This window comes from Natrinema sp. H-ect1 (assembly GCF_041821105.1).
Lineage (GTDB): Archaea > Halobacteriota > Halobacteria > Halobacteriales > Natrialbaceae > Natrinema > Natrinema thermotolerans.
The window spans coordinates 399177-416140 of sequence record NZ_JBGUBA010000002.1 but is presented as its reverse complement, the minus strand read 5'-3'; the positions used below and the strand labels follow the sequence as shown (position 1 = coordinate 416140).

The 16964-nt window shown below is 66.7% G+C and carries 20 protein-coding genes; 7 read left to right on the top strand and 13 right to left on the bottom strand.

Translation table 11 applies throughout. From position 1 onward, the window contains the following. Positions 1-83: 83 nt before the first annotated feature. From rpsJ to ACERIM_RS06235, 9 genes are all read right to left on the bottom strand, one after another. Entirely contained in the window at positions 84-392 is a 309-nt protein-coding gene (gene rpsJ / locus ACERIM_RS06275) for a 30S ribosomal protein S10 (RefSeq protein ID WP_004215311.1), read from the bottom strand. Further along, positions 393-1658, bottom strand: coding sequence for a translation elongation factor EF-1 subunit alpha (tuf, locus tag ACERIM_RS06270; protein WP_006181534.1), 1266 nt, complete (start codon positions 1656-1658; stop codon positions 393-395). A gap of 233 nt (positions 1659-1891) precedes the next feature. Beyond that, a complete protein-coding gene (locus ACERIM_RS06265; protein ID WP_373631749.1) occupies positions 1892-2839 on the bottom strand; it encodes a homoserine dehydrogenase in 948 nt (315 codons plus the stop codon). Beyond that, positions 2839-3408: an amino acid-binding protein gene (locus ACERIM_RS06260; RefSeq protein WP_373631748.1), complete on the bottom strand. Its 570-nt coding sequence runs from the start codon at positions 3406-3408 to the stop codon at positions 2839-2841. The genes ACERIM_RS06265 and ACERIM_RS06260 overlap by 1 nt, the downstream gene beginning before the upstream one ends. A 131-nt stretch (positions 3409-3539) precedes the next feature. Beyond that, positions 3540-4535, bottom strand: coding sequence for a sulfite exporter TauE/SafE family protein (locus tag ACERIM_RS06255; RefSeq protein WP_373631747.1), 996 nt, complete (start codon positions 4533-4535; stop codon positions 3540-3542). Between the two features lie 8 nt (positions 4536-4543). After that, entirely contained in the window at positions 4544-4693 is a 150-nt protein-coding gene (locus ACERIM_RS06250) for a hypothetical protein (RefSeq protein WP_373631746.1), read from the bottom strand. Positions 4694-5226: 533 nt separating this feature from the next. Further along, on the bottom strand, positions 5227-5592 hold the full coding sequence (locus tag ACERIM_RS06245; protein ID WP_373631745.1) for a NifU family protein: 366 nt from the start codon (positions 5590-5592) through the stop codon (positions 5227-5229). 60 nt (positions 5593-5652) lie between these two features. After that, positions 5653-7056: an LVIVD repeat-containing protein gene (locus tag ACERIM_RS06240; protein ID WP_373631744.1), complete on the bottom strand. Its 1404-nt coding sequence runs from the start codon at positions 7054-7056 to the stop codon at positions 5653-5655. A 107-nt stretch (positions 7057-7163) separates the two neighbouring features. Then, on the bottom strand, positions 7164-8141 hold the full coding sequence (locus ACERIM_RS06235; RefSeq protein WP_373631743.1) for an ROK family protein: 978 nt from the start codon (positions 8139-8141) through the stop codon (positions 7164-7166). A gap of 164 nt (positions 8142-8305) precedes the next feature. Between ACERIM_RS06235 and ACERIM_RS06230 the strand changes: the two genes are divergently transcribed. Further along, positions 8306-8728 carry a hypothetical protein gene (locus ACERIM_RS06230; RefSeq protein ID WP_373631742.1) on the top strand — a complete coding sequence of 141 codons (423 nt, stop codon included), beginning with the start codon at positions 8306-8308 and terminating at the stop codon, positions 8726-8728. Positions 8729-8829: 101 nt separating this feature from the next. Here ACERIM_RS06230 and ACERIM_RS06225 read toward each other — a convergent pair whose 3' ends face one another. Both ACERIM_RS06225 and ACERIM_RS06220 read right to left on the bottom strand, forming a co-directional pair. After that, positions 8830-9294, bottom strand: a complete 465-nt coding sequence (locus tag ACERIM_RS06225; protein ID WP_049905329.1) for a universal stress protein — start codon at positions 9292-9294, stop codon at positions 8830-8832. A gap of 98 nt (positions 9295-9392) precedes the next feature. Beyond that, positions 9393-9854, bottom strand: a complete 462-nt coding sequence (locus ACERIM_RS06220) for a universal stress protein (RefSeq protein WP_049905330.1) — start codon at positions 9852-9854, stop codon at positions 9393-9395. Positions 9855-9959: 105 nt separating this feature from the next. On the opposite strand from ACERIM_RS06220, the gene ACERIM_RS06215 reads away from it, so the two are divergent. From ACERIM_RS06215 to ACERIM_RS06195, 5 genes are all read left to right on the top strand, one after another. Beyond that, positions 9960-10700 (top strand): SDR family NAD(P)-dependent oxidoreductase, encoded by a 741-nt coding sequence (locus tag ACERIM_RS06215; protein WP_373631741.1) that lies wholly within the window; start codon positions 9960-9962, stop codon positions 10698-10700. 261 nt (positions 10701-10961) lie between these two features. Further along, positions 10962-11654 carry a YqjF family protein gene (locus ACERIM_RS06210; protein ID WP_373631740.1) on the top strand — a complete coding sequence of 231 codons (693 nt, stop codon included), beginning with the start codon at positions 10962-10964 and terminating at the stop codon, positions 11652-11654. 157 nt (positions 11655-11811) lie between these two features. After that, positions 11812-12609: a YqcI/YcgG family protein gene (locus ACERIM_RS06205; protein ID WP_049905352.1), complete on the top strand. Its 798-nt coding sequence runs from the start codon at positions 11812-11814 to the stop codon at positions 12607-12609. Further along, entirely contained in the window at positions 12606-13187 is a 582-nt protein-coding gene (locus ACERIM_RS06200; protein WP_049905353.1) for a cysteine hydrolase family protein, read from the top strand. Before ACERIM_RS06205 ends, ACERIM_RS06200 begins: the two co-directional genes overlap by 4 nt. A 116-nt stretch (positions 13188-13303) precedes the next feature. After that, positions 13304-13708 carry a hypothetical protein gene (locus tag ACERIM_RS06195; RefSeq protein ID WP_006647768.1) on the top strand — a complete coding sequence of 135 codons (405 nt, stop codon included), beginning with the start codon at positions 13304-13306 and terminating at the stop codon, positions 13706-13708. Between the two features lie 32 nt (positions 13709-13740). Here ACERIM_RS06195 and ACERIM_RS06190 read toward each other — a convergent pair whose 3' ends face one another. Next, a complete protein-coding gene (locus ACERIM_RS06190; protein WP_373631739.1) occupies positions 13741-14184 on the bottom strand; it encodes a universal stress protein in 444 nt (147 codons plus the stop codon). 66 nt (positions 14185-14250) lie between these two features. Further along, on the bottom strand, positions 14251-15048 hold the full coding sequence (locus ACERIM_RS06185) for a ZIP family metal transporter (protein ID WP_006647769.1): 798 nt from the start codon (positions 15046-15048) through the stop codon (positions 14251-14253). A gap of 158 nt (positions 15049-15206) precedes the next feature. Between ACERIM_RS06185 and ACERIM_RS06180 the strand changes: the two genes are divergently transcribed. Beyond that, positions 15207-16847 carry a TrkA family potassium uptake protein gene (locus tag ACERIM_RS06180; protein ID WP_373631738.1) on the top strand — a complete coding sequence of 547 codons (1641 nt, stop codon included), beginning with the start codon at positions 15207-15209 and terminating at the stop codon, positions 16845-16847. The last annotated feature ends 117 nt before the right edge of the window (positions 16848-16964 follow it).

The following is a 16964-nucleotide window of genomic DNA, read 5'->3' as shown; positions in this document are numbered from 1 at the left end:
TCGGATACCGATCGAGACGGCGGCCGCTGGTCGAACGGGAACGGCGAAAACGTGAAACTCGCTCTCGAGTCGCGATCGGACCGTCAGTCTTCGAGGACGATCTCGATCGAGACGTCGTTCGGCACCTGAATGCGCATGAGCTGTCGGAGTGCGCGTTCGTCGGCGTCCAGATCGATCAGGCGCTTGTGGACGCGCATCTCCCAGTGCTCCCACGTCGCAGTGCCCTCGCCGTCAGGCGATTTCCGGGTCGGCACCTCGAGGGTCTTCGTCGGCAGCGGGATCGGACCGCTCAGGTTGACGCCGGTGTTGTTCGCGATCTCGCGGACGTCGTCGCAGATGTCGTCTAAGTCGTCTGGACTCGTGCCCGCGAGTCGAACGCGTGCTTGCTGCATTTATTCTTTCTCGTGGACTTCGAGGACCTTGCCGGCGGCGATGGTCTGACCCATGTCGCGGATGGCGAAGCTCCCGAGTTCGGGGATCTCGCTGGACGGCTCGATGCTGAGGGGCTTTTGCGGTCGGATGGTGACGACCGCGGCGTCGCCCGACTGGATGAAGTCGGGGTTCTCCTCGGCGACCTCGCCGCTCGAGGGGTCCATCTTCTTGTCGATCGACTCGATCGTACAGGCGACCTGAGCCGTGTGAGCGTGGAAGACCGGGGTGTAGCCGGCCGTGATCACGCTGGGGTGTTGCATGACGACGACCTGCGCCTGGAACGTCTCGGCGACGCTTGGCGGGTCGTCGGCGGGGCCACAGACGTCACCACGTCGGATGTCGTCCTTGCCGATGCCGCGGACGTTGAAGCCGACGTTGTCACCGGGCTCTGCTTTGGGCACCTCTTCGTGGTGCATCTCGATCGTCTTGACCTCGCCGCCCACGTCGCTGGGCTGGAAGGAGACGTTGTCGCCGGTGTTGAGGAGGCCGGTCTCGATACGTCCGACGGGGACGGTACCGATACCCGAAATCGTGTAGACGTCCTGGATCGGGAGTCGGAGCGGCGCGTCCGTCGGCGGCTCCGGCTCCGGCAGGTCGTTCAGGGCCTCGAGCAGGGTTTCGCCGTCGTACCACGGCGTGTTGTCGGACTTCTCGGCGATGTTGTCGCCTTCGAACGCCGAGATCGGGATGAACGAGGCGTCGTCGGTCTGGAACTGAACCTGCTTGAGCAGCTGGTTGACTTCCTCGACGACCTCGTCGAACGTCGACTCCTCGTAGTCGACGATGTCCATCTTGTTGATGCCGATGATGAGTTCGTCGATACCGAGGGTACGAGCCAGGAAGACGTGTTCCTGGGTCTGGGGCGCGACACCGTCGTCGGCGGCGACGACGAGGACCGCGTTGTCGGCCTGCGAGGCCCCAGTGATCATGTTCTTGACGAAGTCTCGGTGGCCCGGACAGTCGACGATTGTGAAGTCGTAGGCGTCCGTCGAGAACTCCTGGTGGGCGATGTCGATGGTGACACCACGCTCTCGCTCCTCGGCGAGGTTGTCCATGACGTAGGCGAACTCGAAGCCGCCCTTACCCTTCTCTTCGGCTTCTTCGCGGTGCTGTTCGATGACGTGCTCGGGTACGCTCCCCGTCTCGTAGAGGAGTCGCCCCACGAGCGTACTCTTCCCGTGGTCGACGTGACCGATGATGGCCAGGTTCTGGTGTTGGTCGCTCATTGTTGTAGCTCACGCGCAGAGGCGCTTATATCGGTCCCTTTGGCTCGTTGCGGTTAAAACCATTTCGAAAGCGTATTCGGTCCATCCCGCCGCCTTCTTGCGGTTTGGCTAGCATTCACACGACACGGACCGTTCGAACGGCCGGGGTAGAGGTCGCTCGGACACCCACGACGTCGAGGACGAACTATTCGAACGGAAGAGCCGAAACACGGTGCGTACGGGGGAAAAGCGGGTTACAGCGGCGGGAGACGGCCGACGTCCGACAGCACCGCGGTCGCCGTCTCCGGGCCGCCCGCGCCGCGGCCGCTCGAGTGCAAGGAGCCGGCGTTGCGGGTCTCGATCTGGACGATGTTTCGCGTGCCCGTGACCGCGAGCGCGCCGTTCTCGGGGACGAGTCGCGGGCCGACGCGGACGCCGTCGCGGGTCGCCTCGCCGATCAGCCGGATCGTCCGGCCGTCCTCGGCCGCAAGGTCGAGCGCGCTGCCGGGGATCGACTGGATGCCCTCGACGGTCGCGTCCGCGAGCGAGAACCCGCCGTCGGCAAGCACGTTCGCGAGGATGACGAACTTCAGCGCGGCGTCGGTGCCGTCGACGTCGAAGGTCGGATCGGCTTCCGCGACGCCCAAGTCCTGGGCCTCCGCGAGGACGTGTTCGTAATCGAGTCCCTCCGCGGCCATGCGCGTGAGGATGAAGTTCGCGGTGCCGTTGAGGACGCCGCGGACGGCGGTGACCGACTGGGGCGTGCAGTCCTCGATCGTCGACAACACCGGGATCGCGCCGCCGACGGTCGCCTCGAACCGGATCGAGCCCGCGCTGTCGGCCTCGAGCGAGCGAAGTTCCTCGTAGCGTTCGGCGACCGGCCCCTTGTTCGCCAGCACGGCATGGCGGTCGGCCTCAAGCGCGCGCCGGACGTGACTGAAGCCGGGTTCGGCGTCGTCCAGCGTCGTCGGCGTCGCCTCGATGAGGACGTCGTACTCGGTCTCGAGGACGTCCTCGGGATCGGCCGGCCCGATGGCCTCGTCGCCGGCCTTGCGCTCGAGGGCCGCCTCGACGGGGATCCCGTCGGGATCGACCGCGGCGCTGGTCGAGTCGGCCAGCGCGACGACCTCGTGACCGTACTCGCCGGCCAGATCGGCCACCGAACGGCCCACGTCGCCGGCACCCAAAATTGCGAGTCGCATCAGGCCTCACCTCCGAGCAGCGGTTCGACGACGGTCAGTTCCTTGTCCGAGCCGATCGAGCGGATGGCCGCGAGGGCCTCCTCGGAGCGGCCGGAATCGATCGCCAGCCGGGCGCGGGCGCTCGAGATGCCGTCGGTACCCTCGGGCGCGGCCAGCGAGAGGTCCTGGACGACGGCGTCGGCCTCGTCCTCGATCCGCGAGAGGGTGTTCGAGAGATCGGTCTCGACGAGGTTGCCCACCAGCACGACGCTGACTTCCTCGCCGTAGTGTTCCTCACCGGCCTGGATGACGTTGACGCCGGCACCGCGCAAGGCGTCGACGATGTCGTCGAACCGGTCGGGCGGACACTCGAGGTCGACCTCGACGGGAATGTGCCCACGCGGTGTGATGTTACCCCGCTGGTGGTGGATGCTCAACAGATTGCCGCCGTTGTCGGCGATCGGGGCGAGCGCGCGAAGCAACTCGCCGGGTTCGTCGACCAGCTCGAGCCGGACGGTATAGGCGCGGACGCCGCCGTCGGTCTCGGCGTCGGGGTCGTCCTCGTCGCCGGACGCGAGTCCGTTACCCATCGTCGCCACCTCCTGCCTGCGGACGGTTACTCATCATGGTGTACGAGTCCGTAACGGGTGCATAAAAGGATATAGGACTTCCCAATGCTCACCGCCTGTCAACGAGGGGCATGGGCTCTACCGCGGCGCGCTCAGTCTGCGGCGTGGACCGATTCGGCAGGCTCCTCCTCGCGAATGCTCTGGATACTCGCCCAGATGACTGCGCCGCTGACCAGCAGGGCCGAGCCGAATATCAGCGCCTTGCTGGCCTGATTGAAAATCCCCATGTCGTAGGCATTTCCGAGGTTTCGGCTGGCCACTGCGGCCGATCCCGCCAGCAACATCGCAGCGAAGTACTCGGTGATGTCGTCTTCGTTGACGAGCGCCGTCGCGCCAGCCCCGATGCGAGCGCCCATCGCGCTCCCCGCGAGCAAGGGCAGGACGATCGTCAGGTCGAGCGCCCCGGACTGGGCGTAGGTGAACGCGCCGAACGCGCCCGAGGCCGTGATCTGGAACACGTCGGTCCCGACCGCGACCGCAGCGGGGACGCCCAGTCCGTACATCATCGCAGGCATGAGCAGGAAGCCGCCGCCGACGCCGAGGAAGCCCGAGAGGATCCCGATACCGAACGCCATCGCGAGCGTTACCCACAGCGACACCTCGGTGCCGCCCTTGATCGAGACCATCGGCGGGAGCTCGATCGACTGGAGCTTCGTGGCGAGTGCGGGTTCTTCGTCGTCGCTCGAGTCCTCCGCACGGGCGTCCCGAAGCATCAACAGCCCGACGACCGCCAGCAAGCCGATATACGAGAGGCTCACGACGAGGTCGGCGAAGCCGAGTCCCTTCAAGAGATAGACGACCTCCTTGCCGACCTCAATGCCGGCGGTCATCCCCACGATGAACATCAGGCCGAGCTTGTAGTCGACCTGTCCGTGGTCGCGGTGGCGAAGCGCCGCGATGACCGAAGTTCCGAACACGAACGCGAGGCCGCTCCCGACCGCAGTCGTCGAGTCGTACCCCATTACCAGTAGCGCGGGCGTGACGAGGAACGACCCACCCATCCCGAAGAACCCGAACAGGGTCCCGATGAGCAGGCCGAAACTGACGAACAAGCCGAGTTGCCCCGTCGTGATTCCGAACAGTTCCATCGCCACGATTAGCTCCCTCCGAGAGCGCGTTTGACCGGGTCGCTCAGCGCCGTCGTGAGCGCCCCGTACACGACGTACAGCCCCATCGCTTCGACGAGGACGGCACCGACGCCCATGATTGCCTCTCCGGTCGCGCCCAGCGACTCGAGTCCTAGCATCGTTCGATCACTCCACGTCCGCATGCCCGTGTCGGTTGCATCGATAACGACGTCTCATCCGATCCTGGCTTAATAGTCTTGTGGAGATCGTGCAAGATAGAATACGCATAGGTTCACTATCCTGTCGCACAGGATAGCCATAACTTATCGTAGCTGGGGCGCGCGGCCTAAGGAGACATATTTACCGCTATCTACGACAAAACGAGTTCGCGCGCAGACCGTGTACAGCCACGAATTCAGCCGAACACGGCTGGCTCCTTCGGTCGTTTCATCTACGGACTACTGACAGTTGTTTCCGGCGCATCCGCGACCTGCCGAGTGACACTATAGTAGCCACTGAAAGTCATTGCACACCTGATCGCACGAGTGCGTCGCGATCAGTGTGTAAATCGTTTCAGTGGCTACTATAGAGCGCAGTGACAGCAGCCCGTCCCACGGCTGTCGGGTCCCGATACTGAGGATAGCCCATCGCCTCAAGGGACAGTCCCTGCTCGAGATCAGCGATCAGCGATTATAGGTGTCGAAAAGAGCGGTTACAAGTGATCTTTGCCCGGGTTCGACGACCCCCAGTCGCCGCGGCCGCCCTCGGTCCGATCGACGCCCATGATCGACTCGGGTTGGTCGGGGCCGCCGAGGCTATCTCGAGCGTCGGGGACACGGACGGTGACCTCGTTGATCTCCGGCCACGTGATGAGTTCGGCCTCGATGTTGCCGGTCGTCACGTCGCTGACCGAACACCCCTTACAGCCGCCGCCGAGTTCGATGATCACCTCGCCCGTCTCGGGGTCGGCCGCCCGCACCGCGCTGGTCCCGCCGTGCATCTGAATGATCGGCATCTCTCGGGCCATCCACTGCTCGACGCGTTCCTGCAGTGACGGCTCGTCCTCGGAGTTGGTCATGTGCCATGCTAGGCGCTCGAGCGTGGTATAAGTTGGGTCACGACCGCGAAAACAGCCGAATTAATCCTGAACGTTTCCGTTCCCGCGTCGGCGGCACCACTCGAGGCCGGCCGCGCCCCCGGCGAGGGCGGCGAACCCGGTAAAGCCGGGAATCGCATCGTCGCTCGCGGTATCGTCCGTCCCGGACTCGTTCGACGGCTCGGCGTCTCGCAGCGGCGGCGGATCGGCCTGTTCGCCGCGCTCGATCGGGAAGGTATAGAGCGCCCCCTCGAGCGCGGTGTTGGGAATCGCTTCCGTACTCGAAGCGATGAACGTCTCGCCGGGGTCGGCGACGCGGGCCGTCCAGAACCCGGTCTCGTCGGGATCGCGCCACCACGCGAGCCGTTCGGGGTCACTCGGATCGGAGATGTCGTGGATCTTCACCCCGCCCTGATACCACGATGAGAAGAGCCGGTCGCCGCGGAGATCGAAGTTGTGTGAGGTAGTCCAGCGCCCGCCACCGTGGCTCTCGTCGTCGGTCCGGGGCGGGTCGATCGAGCTTCGGTGGACGGGGGCCGCGGGATCGCTCACGTCGTAGAGGTCGATCCCACCCGGCCGGTCGGGCTCGCCGTCGGTCGCCCAGGCCTCCCGGCCGACCGCCAGGAGATCGACGGTGTCGTCGATGGCCGCGTAGTGGTCGTTGCCAGGCAACCCGTAGACGGCGTCCTCGTAACCGATCCCTCGTTGGGCCTCGAGAGTGGTGTCGGCGACGTGGGTGACGTACTCGGGGTCGGTCGGGTCGCTCACGTCGACCAGATAGGTGCCGGCGTTCCAGTAGGGAAGGGCGGCGATGTCGTCCTGGACGGAAACGTCGTGGAGATATCGCCCGAGAAACGGACGGTCACGCCAGCCCGGCTCGTGATCCAGGAGGGACCACGAGCCGATCCGCGTAATTTCGCCGTCGACGTCGAAGATCGCGAGCGCGTTCGTGTCCGTCTCGGGCTCGTTCTCGGCGACGAACAGCAGGTCCCCCTCGAGCGTACAGTTGTGGATGTGGAAGGTGGTCGCGTACTCGTCGACGGCGGTCGGGTCGGCGGGATCGCTCACGTCGTAGCAGCGAAACCCCATCGGCTCGTAGCCGAAGTTGGCCGGGCCCGCGACGACCAGCCGGTCGCCGTCGACACTCACGTCGAGGATATTGCGCAGGGACTCGCCACCGATCTCGACGGCGCGTTCGGCGAGGACCGTCGGGTCGGCGGGGTCGCTCACGTCGACGGTCGCGAACCCGGTCGTGGTCGCGAGGTACGCCGTCTCGCCGTCGTCGCCGACGACGGCCTCGGCGGCGGCCTCGACGGTGACCCGACCGAGCGGTTCGTACGACGCCTGCCGTGCGGCCGCCGGCTCCGCTTGGACCGCCGAGATCGTGGTCGCGCCTGCCAGCGACAACCCGGCAGCACTGGCCCGGAGGAAGGCTCGTCGCTCCATACGTGTTCGCTCTCGCCCAGCTACATAGAAGGTCCTACTCGAGCGGAGCGGGCAGTGCGGTCACGGAACGCGGGGCCACAGCCGGTCGCGAACGGACCGTCGATCGGTCACTCCCGCAGTCGCCGCCGGTCGCCGGTGCCCTCGGTGAGCGCACTCGCCAGCGCCCCCTCGACGACGACGTCGTCACCCTGATCGGTGACGCGAATCTCGGGGACGTTGGTCATCACCATCTCCGAGACGCGCTCGCGGATCGGATCGACGACCAGCTCCTCGTTGTACAGGGCGACCGCGCCGCCGAAGGAGACCACGAGCGGGGCGAAGGCGTGGATCACGTTCGTGACGCCGATCGCGTTCCAGTGGGCCAGTTGCTCGATGACGTAATCGGCCAGTTCGTCCTCGCCCGCGAGTTCGAAGACGTCCTTCGCGGTGAAGTCGGGGCCCTCGAGCGGGAGGCTCGTCGAAATCGTCGGATCGTCCTCGGCCAGCAGGCGGGCGTAGTCGGGGATGGCGTTGCCCGAGCAGTAGGCCTCCCAGTGACCCTCGTGACCGCAGCCACAGGTCAGTCGGCCGCGCGGGTCGACGACGTAGTGGCCGACCTCGCCGGCGTTGCCGTCCCAGCCGCCCACGACCTCGCCGTCACAGCAGACGCCGGCACCGATCCCCGAGGAGATAGTCACGTAGACCATGTCGTCGGGGTTGCGATCGGCGTGAAAGCGCTCGCCGATGACGCCGGCGGTGGTGTCGTTGTGGAGGAAGACGTCGTCGCTGCCGATCAGTTCCGAAATCGGCCCGGTCAGCGGGATCCGATCGATCGAATCGGGGAGGTTCGCGGGGTCGATCACCGCCCCTTCGGCGAGGTCGAACGGTCCGATCGACCCGATTCCGGTCGCGGCGATCCACTGAGGGTCGATCCCCGCCTCCGCACACGCCCCCCGAAGCGTTCGCAGCACGCCCTCCGTCACGTCGATACCAGTCGGCCCGCGCGGCGTCGATCGGCGGCTCGCACCGATCCTCGTCCCGTCGGCCTCGGCGACGACCGCCCGGACGTTGGTCGCGCCGAGATCGACGCCCGCATAGTAGACCATGCTGTCCTAGGGACGACCGCGACCCTACTTAACTACCCAGATTGTACTCGCCGATGAGTTGCGATCTCGATACGTCACGGCCGGCGTTGCCCGCCGTCCGGGCCGTGATCGGGGCGTCCCGCCGCCGGCGACACTCGTATGTTACTCTATGACATAGCCATAGTATGGCTACCGACGAGCCACACCCCGACCGCGACGCCGACCCGGCCGCGGTGCCGTCCGACGCCGAACTCGAGGCCCTCCACGAGGTCGAACTCGGACTCGAGTGGATCCAGCGGGCCCAGGGCTGTCTGCTCGAGTTCCACCACGCAACGGGCCACGGGATGGACCACCTCGCCCGGAGCGAGGAGTTGCTCAGGGAGACCGGTAACGACGACCTCGCGGACGCGATCCGAACCGAACTGCTCCCCCACGGCGTCGTCGACGAGGACCGCTGGTCCTACGACGTCCTCGAGAACTTCCAGACCACGCTGCTCGCGGAGACCCGATCGCTCGAGCGCCGGGTCCGGCGCGAGTTGGCCGACGGGAAACGACACGTCCGCGAACGCCGACAGGAACGGGAGTGGAAGCGACGGGCGGAGAAGTGATAACCGATGCTGTCGGTCGCCGAACGCCGTTCGTGAGTGGGCGTCTGTCGCGTCGCCGCCGGGACACGGAATCGGGCGAAAGCGAGACGGCGGATCGTGGCCTACTCCATCACGTCGAGGTCGCGGAAGTAGGTGACCGGGCAGGGGGCCTGCAGGATGATCTCCTGCGAAACGGAGCCGAGAACGGCCTTTTCCGCGGGCGAGCGCCGGCGGCCGCCGACGACCATGCGATCGGCGTCGACGTCGACCGCCATGTCGACGACCTCGCTACTGACCTCGCCGAGCGCGCCCCTGATCTCGTAGTCGACGCCGGCGTCCTCGAAGCGCTCCGCGAGTTGGGGCACCGGCGCGCGCTCGGCAGCGACTGCGTCGGGGTCGACGTCCTCGGCGCGAGCGTCGAAGCCGAGTTCCTCGTGGATGTCCTCGTACTCGTCTTCGGTGAAGGCGTGGCCGATCACGACCGTCGCGTCGAGTGGATCGGCGATCTCGAGAACGGTCTCGGCGAGTTCCGGGGCGCGTACTGTGTCCATCGGTCCGACCGCAAGGAGTACTGTATCGATTGCCATACCGTCACAGTGGTTGGGCCACCCGCTTAAGTATTCTCGTCGTTGCAGTATTCCAGAAATACCCGACAGGACCCGGGCGCGGACGGATCGTGGCGGGACTACTCCTCGAACCCGTCGCTGCGGACGAACGTGACGGGACAGGGGGCCGACAGCATCACTTCCTGGGCCGTCGAGCCGAAGATCGCCTTCCCCGTCGGCGACCGCCGGCGACCACCGACGATGACCCGATCAGCACCGGCGCTCTCGGCCAGTTCGACGATCGACGGGCCGTGTTCGCCGACCGCACCCCGGATCTCGTAGTCGACGTCGTGGTTCTCGAGGACGTCCCGGATGTCGTGGATCGTGGCGTGACGGGAGGCCACCTCGTCGGGGTCGATCTCGTTGACGGTCGGATCGAACTCGAGGCGGTCGAGGACGTCGTCGTACTCGCTGCTGGTGAACACGTGCGCGAGAACGACCGTCGCGTCGGCGGGGTTCGCTACCTCGAGGGCAGCCTCGGCCAGCAGTCCGCTTCGGTCGGAATCACCGGGACCGACAGCAAGCAATACTGTCTCTAGCATGGACAGGGATTGCTCGCGCAGCGACGTAAATCCGAGGGTCACGGAAGCGGACGGTGACGGCCCCGTCCCGGGCGATTTTTCCACGTTCTCGCCGACGGGGAAGACATGGACGGACCAGACCTCACGGGGCAGACGGTACTCGTCACCGGTGCCGGCCGCGGCGTCGGCCGCGAACTCCTGTTGGCGACGGCAGACTGCGGCGCGAAGACGGCGGTCCACTACCACACGAGTGCCGACGCCGCTCGCGAGACGGCCGCCGATGCCCGCGAGCGCGGTGCCGAGGCGGCGACGACGGTACAGGCCGACGTGACCGACCCCGATAGCGTCGACGGTCTCTTCGAAACCGTCGAAGCCGAACTCGGGGATGTCGACGTACTGGTGAACAACGTCGGCGACTTCGCACCCGCCCACTGGGAGTCCCTCGCGTTCGAGACCTGGAACCGCGTCCTCGAGACGAACCTCAACGGGACCTACCTCTGCTCGAAGCGGGCGCTGCCGGCGATGCGCGAGAATGAGTACGGTCGGATCGTCAATATCGGGTACGCCTCGAGCGAGCGGGCCATGGTGAGCCCCAAGAACTTCCCCTATTTCGTCGCGAAGACGGGAGTGCTGATGTTTACGCGGATGCTCGCGGCCGACACGGCCGACGACGGGATCACGGTCAACGCCGTCTCGCCATACGTCGTGGAGAACTCCGACGAGTTCCCCGCGGACCTCCCGCGGGACCGGCCCGCGAGCTTCGAGGACCTGATCGCGCCGCTGTATTTCTTCCTCGATCACGACAGCGAGTACGTCAGCGGCGAGAACATCGAGGTAGACGGTGGCTGGTTGCCCGAGACGGTGTAATCCGATCGGACCGTGGCGCGATGAGTCGCGGATAGTTTTTGGTCCAGATTTTTGCAAGGACCGGGTCTCGAACGGCGTGAGAGACCCCGACGCAGTAAAAAGGTGGGTGTAGAACCTCGAGGTCGACGGCGGCTGGTTGCCCGAGACGGTGTGATCCGATCGGACCTGAAGGTGGCCCTCGTACGGGCCCGACAGGACCGAGGGGCCGGGGTTGACAACGTTTGGGGCCGTCCTTTCACGCGCTCGGACGCTAACTAGAGTATGAGTCTCCCGATCGCGATGGGGTGGCGGCACCTGCTCTTTGCCAACTGGGCGGTCGATCCTGGGATCGTCGCGGCCCGACTGCCGGACGGACTCGAGGTCGAGACCTACGACGGCCGGGCGTGGCTCTCGGTCGTCCCCTACCTGAACGTCGACGTCCGTCCGCGGGGCGTCCCCGCAGCCGCCGGCGTCGATCTGCCCGAACTCAACCTCCGGACCTACGTCAGCCGGGACGGCGAGCCCGGCGTCTACTTCTTCAGCCTCGACGCCGAGGGGGTCCTCGGCGTCGTCGGTGCGCGACTGTTCCACCGGCTGCCGTACTACTACGCCGACATCGAGATCTCCGGGACCGAGCGCGGGATCGCCTTCGCGAGCGAGCGCCGGCACCCGGGCGCCGCACCGGCCGAGTTCGTCGGCACCTACGAACCCGTCGGGGACGCCTTCAAGCCGGAACCCGGCTCGCTCGCGGCATTTCTCACCGAACACTACCGCTACTACACGACGGCTCGAGACGGGACGGTTCGCTACGCCGACATCGACCACGAGCCCTGGACGCTCCGTGCGGCGACGGCCGAGATCGAGCGGAACACGCTGTTCGAGGCCAACGGGTTCGACGCGCCCGCCGGGACGCCGGTCTGTTACTACAGCCGCGGCGTCGACATCGCGTCCTCGCGGAATCGGCGGTGGGAGTGAGTCGACCGCGGGGCAGTCGAACGCGCCTCCGACCGCTCTCTCGAGCCGAACGTCCGGCGTCGCCACGTGCGTCGGCGACGAACTCGAGGCGCAGTCGTTACCGGTCGACCGGAACGAGCGGAACCTACATGTTCGTGAGCCCGAACGGCCACGTACGATGAACGAACCTGGCATCCAGTCGCTGATGGACCAGGAGACGCTCGACCGGCGCGTTCGCACCGGCGAAGCCCCCGAGTGGGTCGCCGACCACTGGCACTCGTTTCGCGAGGGGCTGCTGGGCGAGCGAAACGACACGTCGTTTCCGTGTTTCTTCGGAGCCGAATCGGTCCGGGACGGCGAGCCGATCTACACCGCAGTGCCCTCGATGAGCGACGCCGACGCGCTGTTGACGCTGCGCGATCGGCTCCTCGAGTACCTCGAGGTCTACGAGGACCACTCCGACCGGGCGTCGCTGGTGACCTTTTTCAAACCGCCTTCGGAGCCGCTGTCGGAGCGGGAGTACCACGACGCGCTCTGGCATATCCTGCAGACGCTGCACTGTCACGACCCCGAGCCCTGGCCCGCGGACATCCCGACCGATCCCGACGACCCCTACTGGGAGTTCTGTCTCGGCGGCGAACCCATGTTCCCGACCTGCCGGGCACCCTTCTATGATCGGCGCAAGAGCCGGTACTGCCCGATCGGCCTCGAGATCACGTTCCAGCCGCGGGCGCTGTTCGAGTCCCTCGACGTCACTGCCGACACCGAGGCCGGCCAGCGCGCCCGCGACGTGATCCAGGACCGCCTCGAGGAGTACGACGGTGTCTGTCCCCACGCCGACATCGGCGACTGGGGCGTCGATGGCGACCGGGAGTGGCCCCAGTACATGCTCTCGTCGGACGAGGAACAGGCCCCGTCGACGTGCCCGATCACGATCACGCGAACGCACCCGAAACCCGCGGCGCGACTGCCATGACGGCGGACGGGGTCGCGATCGGCGACCGGCTCGAGAACGCCGCGCTCGTCCTCGTCGACCTCCAGCGGGGGTTCGACGACCCGTCGTGGGGCGAGCGGAACAACCCCGACGCCGAAGCCAACGCCGCGGCCCTGCTCGAGCGCTGGCGCGAGGCCGATCGCCCGGTCGTCCACGTCCGGCACGACTCGACGGAGTCCGACTCGCCGCTCCGGCGCGACGGGGAGGGGTTCGCGTTCAAGCCCGAGACTGCGCCGGTCGACGGCGAGCCGACGCTCGTCAAGTCGGTCAACAGCGCGTTCGTCGGAACGGGCCTCGAGGAGCGGCTCCGCGAGCGGGAGATCGAGACGCTCGTCCTCGTCGGGCTCACGACCGACCACTGCGTCTCGACGACGACCCGGATGGCGGAGAACCTCGGCTTCGAACCGATCGTCGTCGCCGACGCCACCGCGACGTTCGGGCGGACGTTCGACGGCGACTCGTTCGATCCCGAAACGGTCCACCGAACCGCGCTGGCCCACCTCGAGGGCGAGTTCGCCGAGATCGCACGCACCGACGAGTTGCTCGCCGTCGATTCCTGATCCCGCGGACGACGCGACGTGCGGACTGGTCGCGATCGCACCGGGAAATCGGACGGGGGTCGCCGACCGTACCGATGACAAAACAGTAATAGAACGGGAGACAGTCAGGGAGACCAATGAGTGACGATCGACGACCGTTCGTGGTCGTGTTACTGGGGAGTGCGCTGGCCATGGCGGGACTCGTTCATCTCTGGCTGCTCCCGCGATATCTCCCGAACGAACCGGTGTCGGCCGGGCTGGCGCTGATAGCCGGCTGGGCGAGCGTGACGTTGCTATGTTACGCGATCGGACGACTCCGGTCTGCGCCCCCGGAGTTGCCGAACATGCGCTTTGCCGACATCGGCATCGCGCTCCTGTTGGTCTCGCTGGTGATCGCGCTGGCGCTCGATGCCGTTGGACTCGCGTCCGAAGCGACCGCGCCGGTCTATGCCCTGCCGGCGCTTGGCATCTATGCCGGCCTCGCGCTGATCGGCTGGTCGATCGGCCGCCGGACGGAAGCGATCAACGAGATCGTCCGCTAGTCACGCCGGCTGCTCGTCCGGTCGGGCCCGGCTCACTCGACGCTCGATTCGGAGTTGGCGACGAAGACCGGCACGTCGCCGAACCGGACGACGTGATCCGTGACGCTGCCCATCGCCATCCGGTGGACGCCGCCCCGTCCGCGGGTCCCCATGACGATGAGGTCGGCGTCGACGTCGCGGGCGTACTCGAGGATCGCCTCCGCCGGCGGTCCGTCGAGGACCGCCCCGGTGGGCTCGAGGCTGGCGGCCTCGGCGGCCTCGACGACCGCATCGACGGATTCCTGCGCTCGGCCCCGCATCGCGTCTTCGGCGCTGGCGGCCTCGCCCGGGAGGCGGAGACCGCCAAGCAGACCGGTGTCGGCGACGCTGACGACGTGTACCGCCGCGTCGTGGGCGGTCGCAAGTTCGATACCGGTCTCGGCGGCGACCTCGGCGTGGTCGCTCCCGTCCGTCGGAAGCACGATCGTGTCAAACATTTCTCGGTCGTACGACAGGCGCGGTGAAATTCCTACCGGAACGTGACTTCGATCGGGGCCGACGGATCAAACGAACGCCAGCGGCACCATCACGGCCACGCCGACGGCGATCCCGGCGAGTAGTTCCCGCTTGCCGCCGCGAGGGAGCCCCTCGCCGACGTCAAGTGCCTCGGGGATGAACTCGGTGAGGACGAGGTAGATCATCGCGCCCGCGGCGAAGCCGAAGCCGTAGGGAAGGAACTCCCGAGCGTAGCGGACGAAGCCGAACGCCAGCACCGCCCCGATCGGCTGGGGGAGACTCGAGAAGACGGCCCACCAGACCATCTTCCATTCGGAGACGCCCATCGAACGCAGCGGGATCGAGATCGCGGTCCCCTCGGGCACGTTGTGGATCGAGATCGCGATCGTCATGAAGATCGCCAGTACGGGGACGGTAAAGCCGAGGAACTGCGCGCCGCCCTCGAGACCGAGGTCCGCGAAGGAGACGCCGATGGCGACCCCCTCGGGGAAGCTGTGAACCGTCAGGATCCCGAGGATGAGGACGAGTTTCTTGAAGTCGGCCTGCTCGTACTCCCGCGGATCGATCTCGGTGTCCATCAGGACATCGTGTGCGATGACGACCAGCGCGACGCCGGCGACCATTCCGATCGCGATCTCGAGGGGTGTTCCCTCGGCCAGCCCCTCCTCGACCAGTCCGAACAGCGACGCCGACACCATGATCCCCGAGGACAGGCCCCAGAGAACGACGTTACGCCGATCGCTAATGCCATCGAAGAAGAAAAACGGGAGCGCGCCGAGGCCAGTCGCCAGCGCCGTGATCAGGCCGGCGATAAACACCAGCACGAGGTTCTCCAGAGCAACCATCTGCTGGATATCGGTGGTAAACGTATAAATCGGCGGCGAAAGCGGCGTTCGTAACCGTGTTATCGACGGGTCGCCCCCTCATACGGTGGGAAGCGGGGACGGTCGCTCCGAGATCGCCGACCGATACCGTCAACAGCCACCCGTCGAATGGCACGTGTATGTCACTGTGGCGATCGCGTCGGGCCGGCTCCTACCTCGCGCTGGTGGCCGGAACCACTGTCGCCGCCACGCTACTGTACAACTACGGGATGGCGACCTTGGAGAACGATCCCCAGCCGCTCTACCGGTCGCTCGAGGTCGTCTTCCAGACCTTTACGACGACCGGCTACGGCGAGGATGCGCCCTGGTCGACGCCCCAGATGAACTTCCTGATGATCGGGCTCCAACTGACGGGAATCGGGCTGATCCTCACGGGTGTCGACATCTTCGCCGTCCCGTGGCTCCGGTCGGCGCTCGCGACGACGCCCCCGACGACTGCGTCCGACCTCGAGGACCACGTCATCGTCTGCGAGTACTCGCCCCGTGGCGAGGCGTTCATCGAGGAACTCGAGTCCCGCGGGCAGAAGTACGTCGTCGTCGAGTCCGACGAAGGAGCGGCGAGGGAACTCCACGAGACCGACCGGCGGGTGGTTCACGGTGATCCCGAATCCATCGACGTTCTCGAGGACGCGGGGATCGAACGGGCGCGGGCGGTCGTGGCCGACGCGGCGGACGACACGAACGCGAGCATCGTCCTCTCGGCACAGGAGGCAAACCCCGAGATCAGGGTCGTGACGCTGGTCGAGGATCAGCGCCTCGGGGAGTATCACCGGATCGCGGGGGCCGACGAGGTCCTCTCACCCCGGCAGTTGCTCGGCGAGAGCTTCGCCCACCGGGTACCGACGGCCGTCACGACCGCGGTCGACGAAGGGGTCGAGATCGGGAACGATCTGGAACTCGTCGAACTCTCGATCGCCGAGGGAAGCGACCTCTGCGGGCAGACCGCCGACGCGGTCGGGCTCCGGAACCGGTTCGGCGTCGACGGGATCGGTGCCTGGTTCAACGGGGACTTCGAGAGCCCGATTCCGCCCGATCGCGACCTCGAGACGGGGACGCGACTGCTCGTAGCGGGCGAGCCCGACCGGATCGACGAGTTACGGGCCGAGGCCGCGTCGACGGTCCATCCCTTCGCGGCACGGCGTGTCGTGATCGCCGGCTACGGCGAGGCCGGTATGGCGGCCGGCGAGGCGCTCGCGGCGACGAACACCCGGGTGACCGTCCTCGACAGCGACGACAAGGACGGCGTCGATATCGTCGGAGACGCGCGCGATCCGGCGACGATCGACGAGGTCGGGATCGACGGTGCGTCGGCCGTGATCATCACGCTGGACGACGACACGAGCGCCATCTTTGCCACGCTGGTCGTCCGGGACCTGGACCCATCAGTCGACATCATCGTTCGGGCCAACGACGCGGAGAACGTCCAGAAACTGTACCGTGCGGGTGCGGATTACGTCCAGTCGCTGGCGACCGTCAGCGGGCGGATGCTCGCCTCGACCGTCCTCGAGGACGAGGAGGTCCTGGCCGTCGACAGACAGGTCGACGTCGTGAGACTCCCCGCCGGCGAGTTGGCCGGGCGAACGGTCGTCGACGCCGACGTCCGCTCCCGGACCGGCTGTACCGTCCTCGCCGCGGTTCGAGACGGCGAGACGATCACCGAGTTCGATCCGGCCGCGTTCGTCTTCGAGGCGGGCGACGAGGTCGTCATCGCCGGGACGGACGAGAGCGTCCGCTCGTTCGAGACGCTGTTTCTCGACTGAGAACGCGGCACGCGATCGGTCGTCGCGGGTCAGTTCGGTATCGCGGGCCGGCGGCCGCCGCCTATCTTTAAACAGCGAGAGAATCCCGCCCTTTATGGCGGGCGTGAATCGCGTCAC

What these genes read in the sequence shown, in the direction of transcription:
- ACERIM_RS06245 (WP_373631745.1), bottom strand. Translation starts at nt 5,592, where the DNA reads ATGACCAACTCCGAGGACGAGCCGTCACTGCAGGAACGCGTCGAGCAG.
- ACERIM_RS06210 (WP_373631740.1), top strand. Translation starts at nt 10,962, where the DNA reads ATGAGTCTCCCGATCGCGATGGGGTGGCGGCACCTGCTCTTTGCCAAC.
- ACERIM_RS06200 (WP_049905353.1), top strand. Translation starts at nt 12,606, where the DNA reads ATGACGGCGGACGGGGTCGCGATCGGCGACCGGCTCGAGAACGCCGCG.
- ACERIM_RS06255 (WP_373631747.1), bottom strand. Translation starts at nt 4,535, where the DNA reads ATGGAACTGTTCGGAATCACGACGGGGCAACTCGGCTTGTTCGTCAGT.
- ACERIM_RS06240 (WP_373631744.1), bottom strand. Translation starts at nt 7,056, where the DNA reads ATGGAGCGACGAGCCTTCCTCCGGGCCAGTGCTGCCGGGTTGTCGCTG.
- rpsJ (WP_004215311.1), bottom strand. Translation starts at nt 392, where the DNA reads ATGCAGCAAGCACGCGTTCGACTCGCGGGCACGAGTCCAGACGACTTA.
- ACERIM_RS06180 (WP_373631738.1), top strand. Translation starts at nt 15,207, where the DNA reads ATGTCACTGTGGCGATCGCGTCGGGCCGGCTCCTACCTCGCGCTGGTG.
- ACERIM_RS06230 (WP_373631742.1), top strand. Translation starts at nt 8,306, where the DNA reads ATGGCTACCGACGAGCCACACCCCGACCGCGACGCCGACCCGGCCGCG.
- ACERIM_RS06185 (WP_006647769.1), bottom strand. Translation starts at nt 15,048, where the DNA reads ATGGTTGCTCTGGAGAACCTCGTGCTGGTGTTTATCGCCGGCCTGATC.
- ACERIM_RS06220 (WP_049905330.1), bottom strand. Translation starts at nt 9,854, where the DNA reads ATGCTAGAGACAGTATTGCTTGCTGTCGGTCCCGGTGATTCCGACCGA.
- ACERIM_RS06250 (WP_373631746.1), bottom strand. Translation starts at nt 4,693, where the DNA reads ATGCTAGGACTCGAGTCGCTGGGCGCGACCGGAGAGGCAATCATGGGC.
- ACERIM_RS06195 (WP_006647768.1), top strand. Translation starts at nt 13,304, where the DNA reads ATGAGTGACGATCGACGACCGTTCGTGGTCGTGTTACTGGGGAGTGCG.
- ACERIM_RS06265 (WP_373631749.1), bottom strand. Translation starts at nt 2,839, where the DNA reads ATGCGACTCGCAATTTTGGGTGCCGGCGACGTGGGCCGTTCGGTGGCC.
- tuf (WP_006181534.1), bottom strand. Translation starts at nt 1,658, where the DNA reads ATGAGCGACCAACACCAGAACCTGGCCATCATCGGTCACGTCGACCAC.
- ACERIM_RS06215 (WP_373631741.1), top strand. Translation starts at nt 9,960, where the DNA reads ATGGACGGACCAGACCTCACGGGGCAGACGGTACTCGTCACCGGTGCC.
- ACERIM_RS06235 (WP_373631743.1), bottom strand. Translation starts at nt 8,141, where the DNA reads ATGGTCTACTATGCGGGCGTCGATCTCGGCGCGACCAACGTCCGGGCG.
- ACERIM_RS06205 (WP_049905352.1), top strand. Translation starts at nt 11,812, where the DNA reads ATGAACGAACCTGGCATCCAGTCGCTGATGGACCAGGAGACGCTCGAC.
- ACERIM_RS06260 (WP_373631748.1), bottom strand. Translation starts at nt 3,408, where the DNA reads ATGGGTAACGGACTCGCGTCCGGCGACGAGGACGACCCCGACGCCGAG.
- ACERIM_RS06190 (WP_373631739.1), bottom strand. Translation starts at nt 14,184, where the DNA reads ATGTTTGACACGATCGTGCTTCCGACGGACGGGAGCGACCACGCCGAG.
- ACERIM_RS06225 (WP_049905329.1), bottom strand. Translation starts at nt 9,294, where the DNA reads ATGGCAATCGATACAGTACTCCTTGCGGTCGGACCGATGGACACAGTA.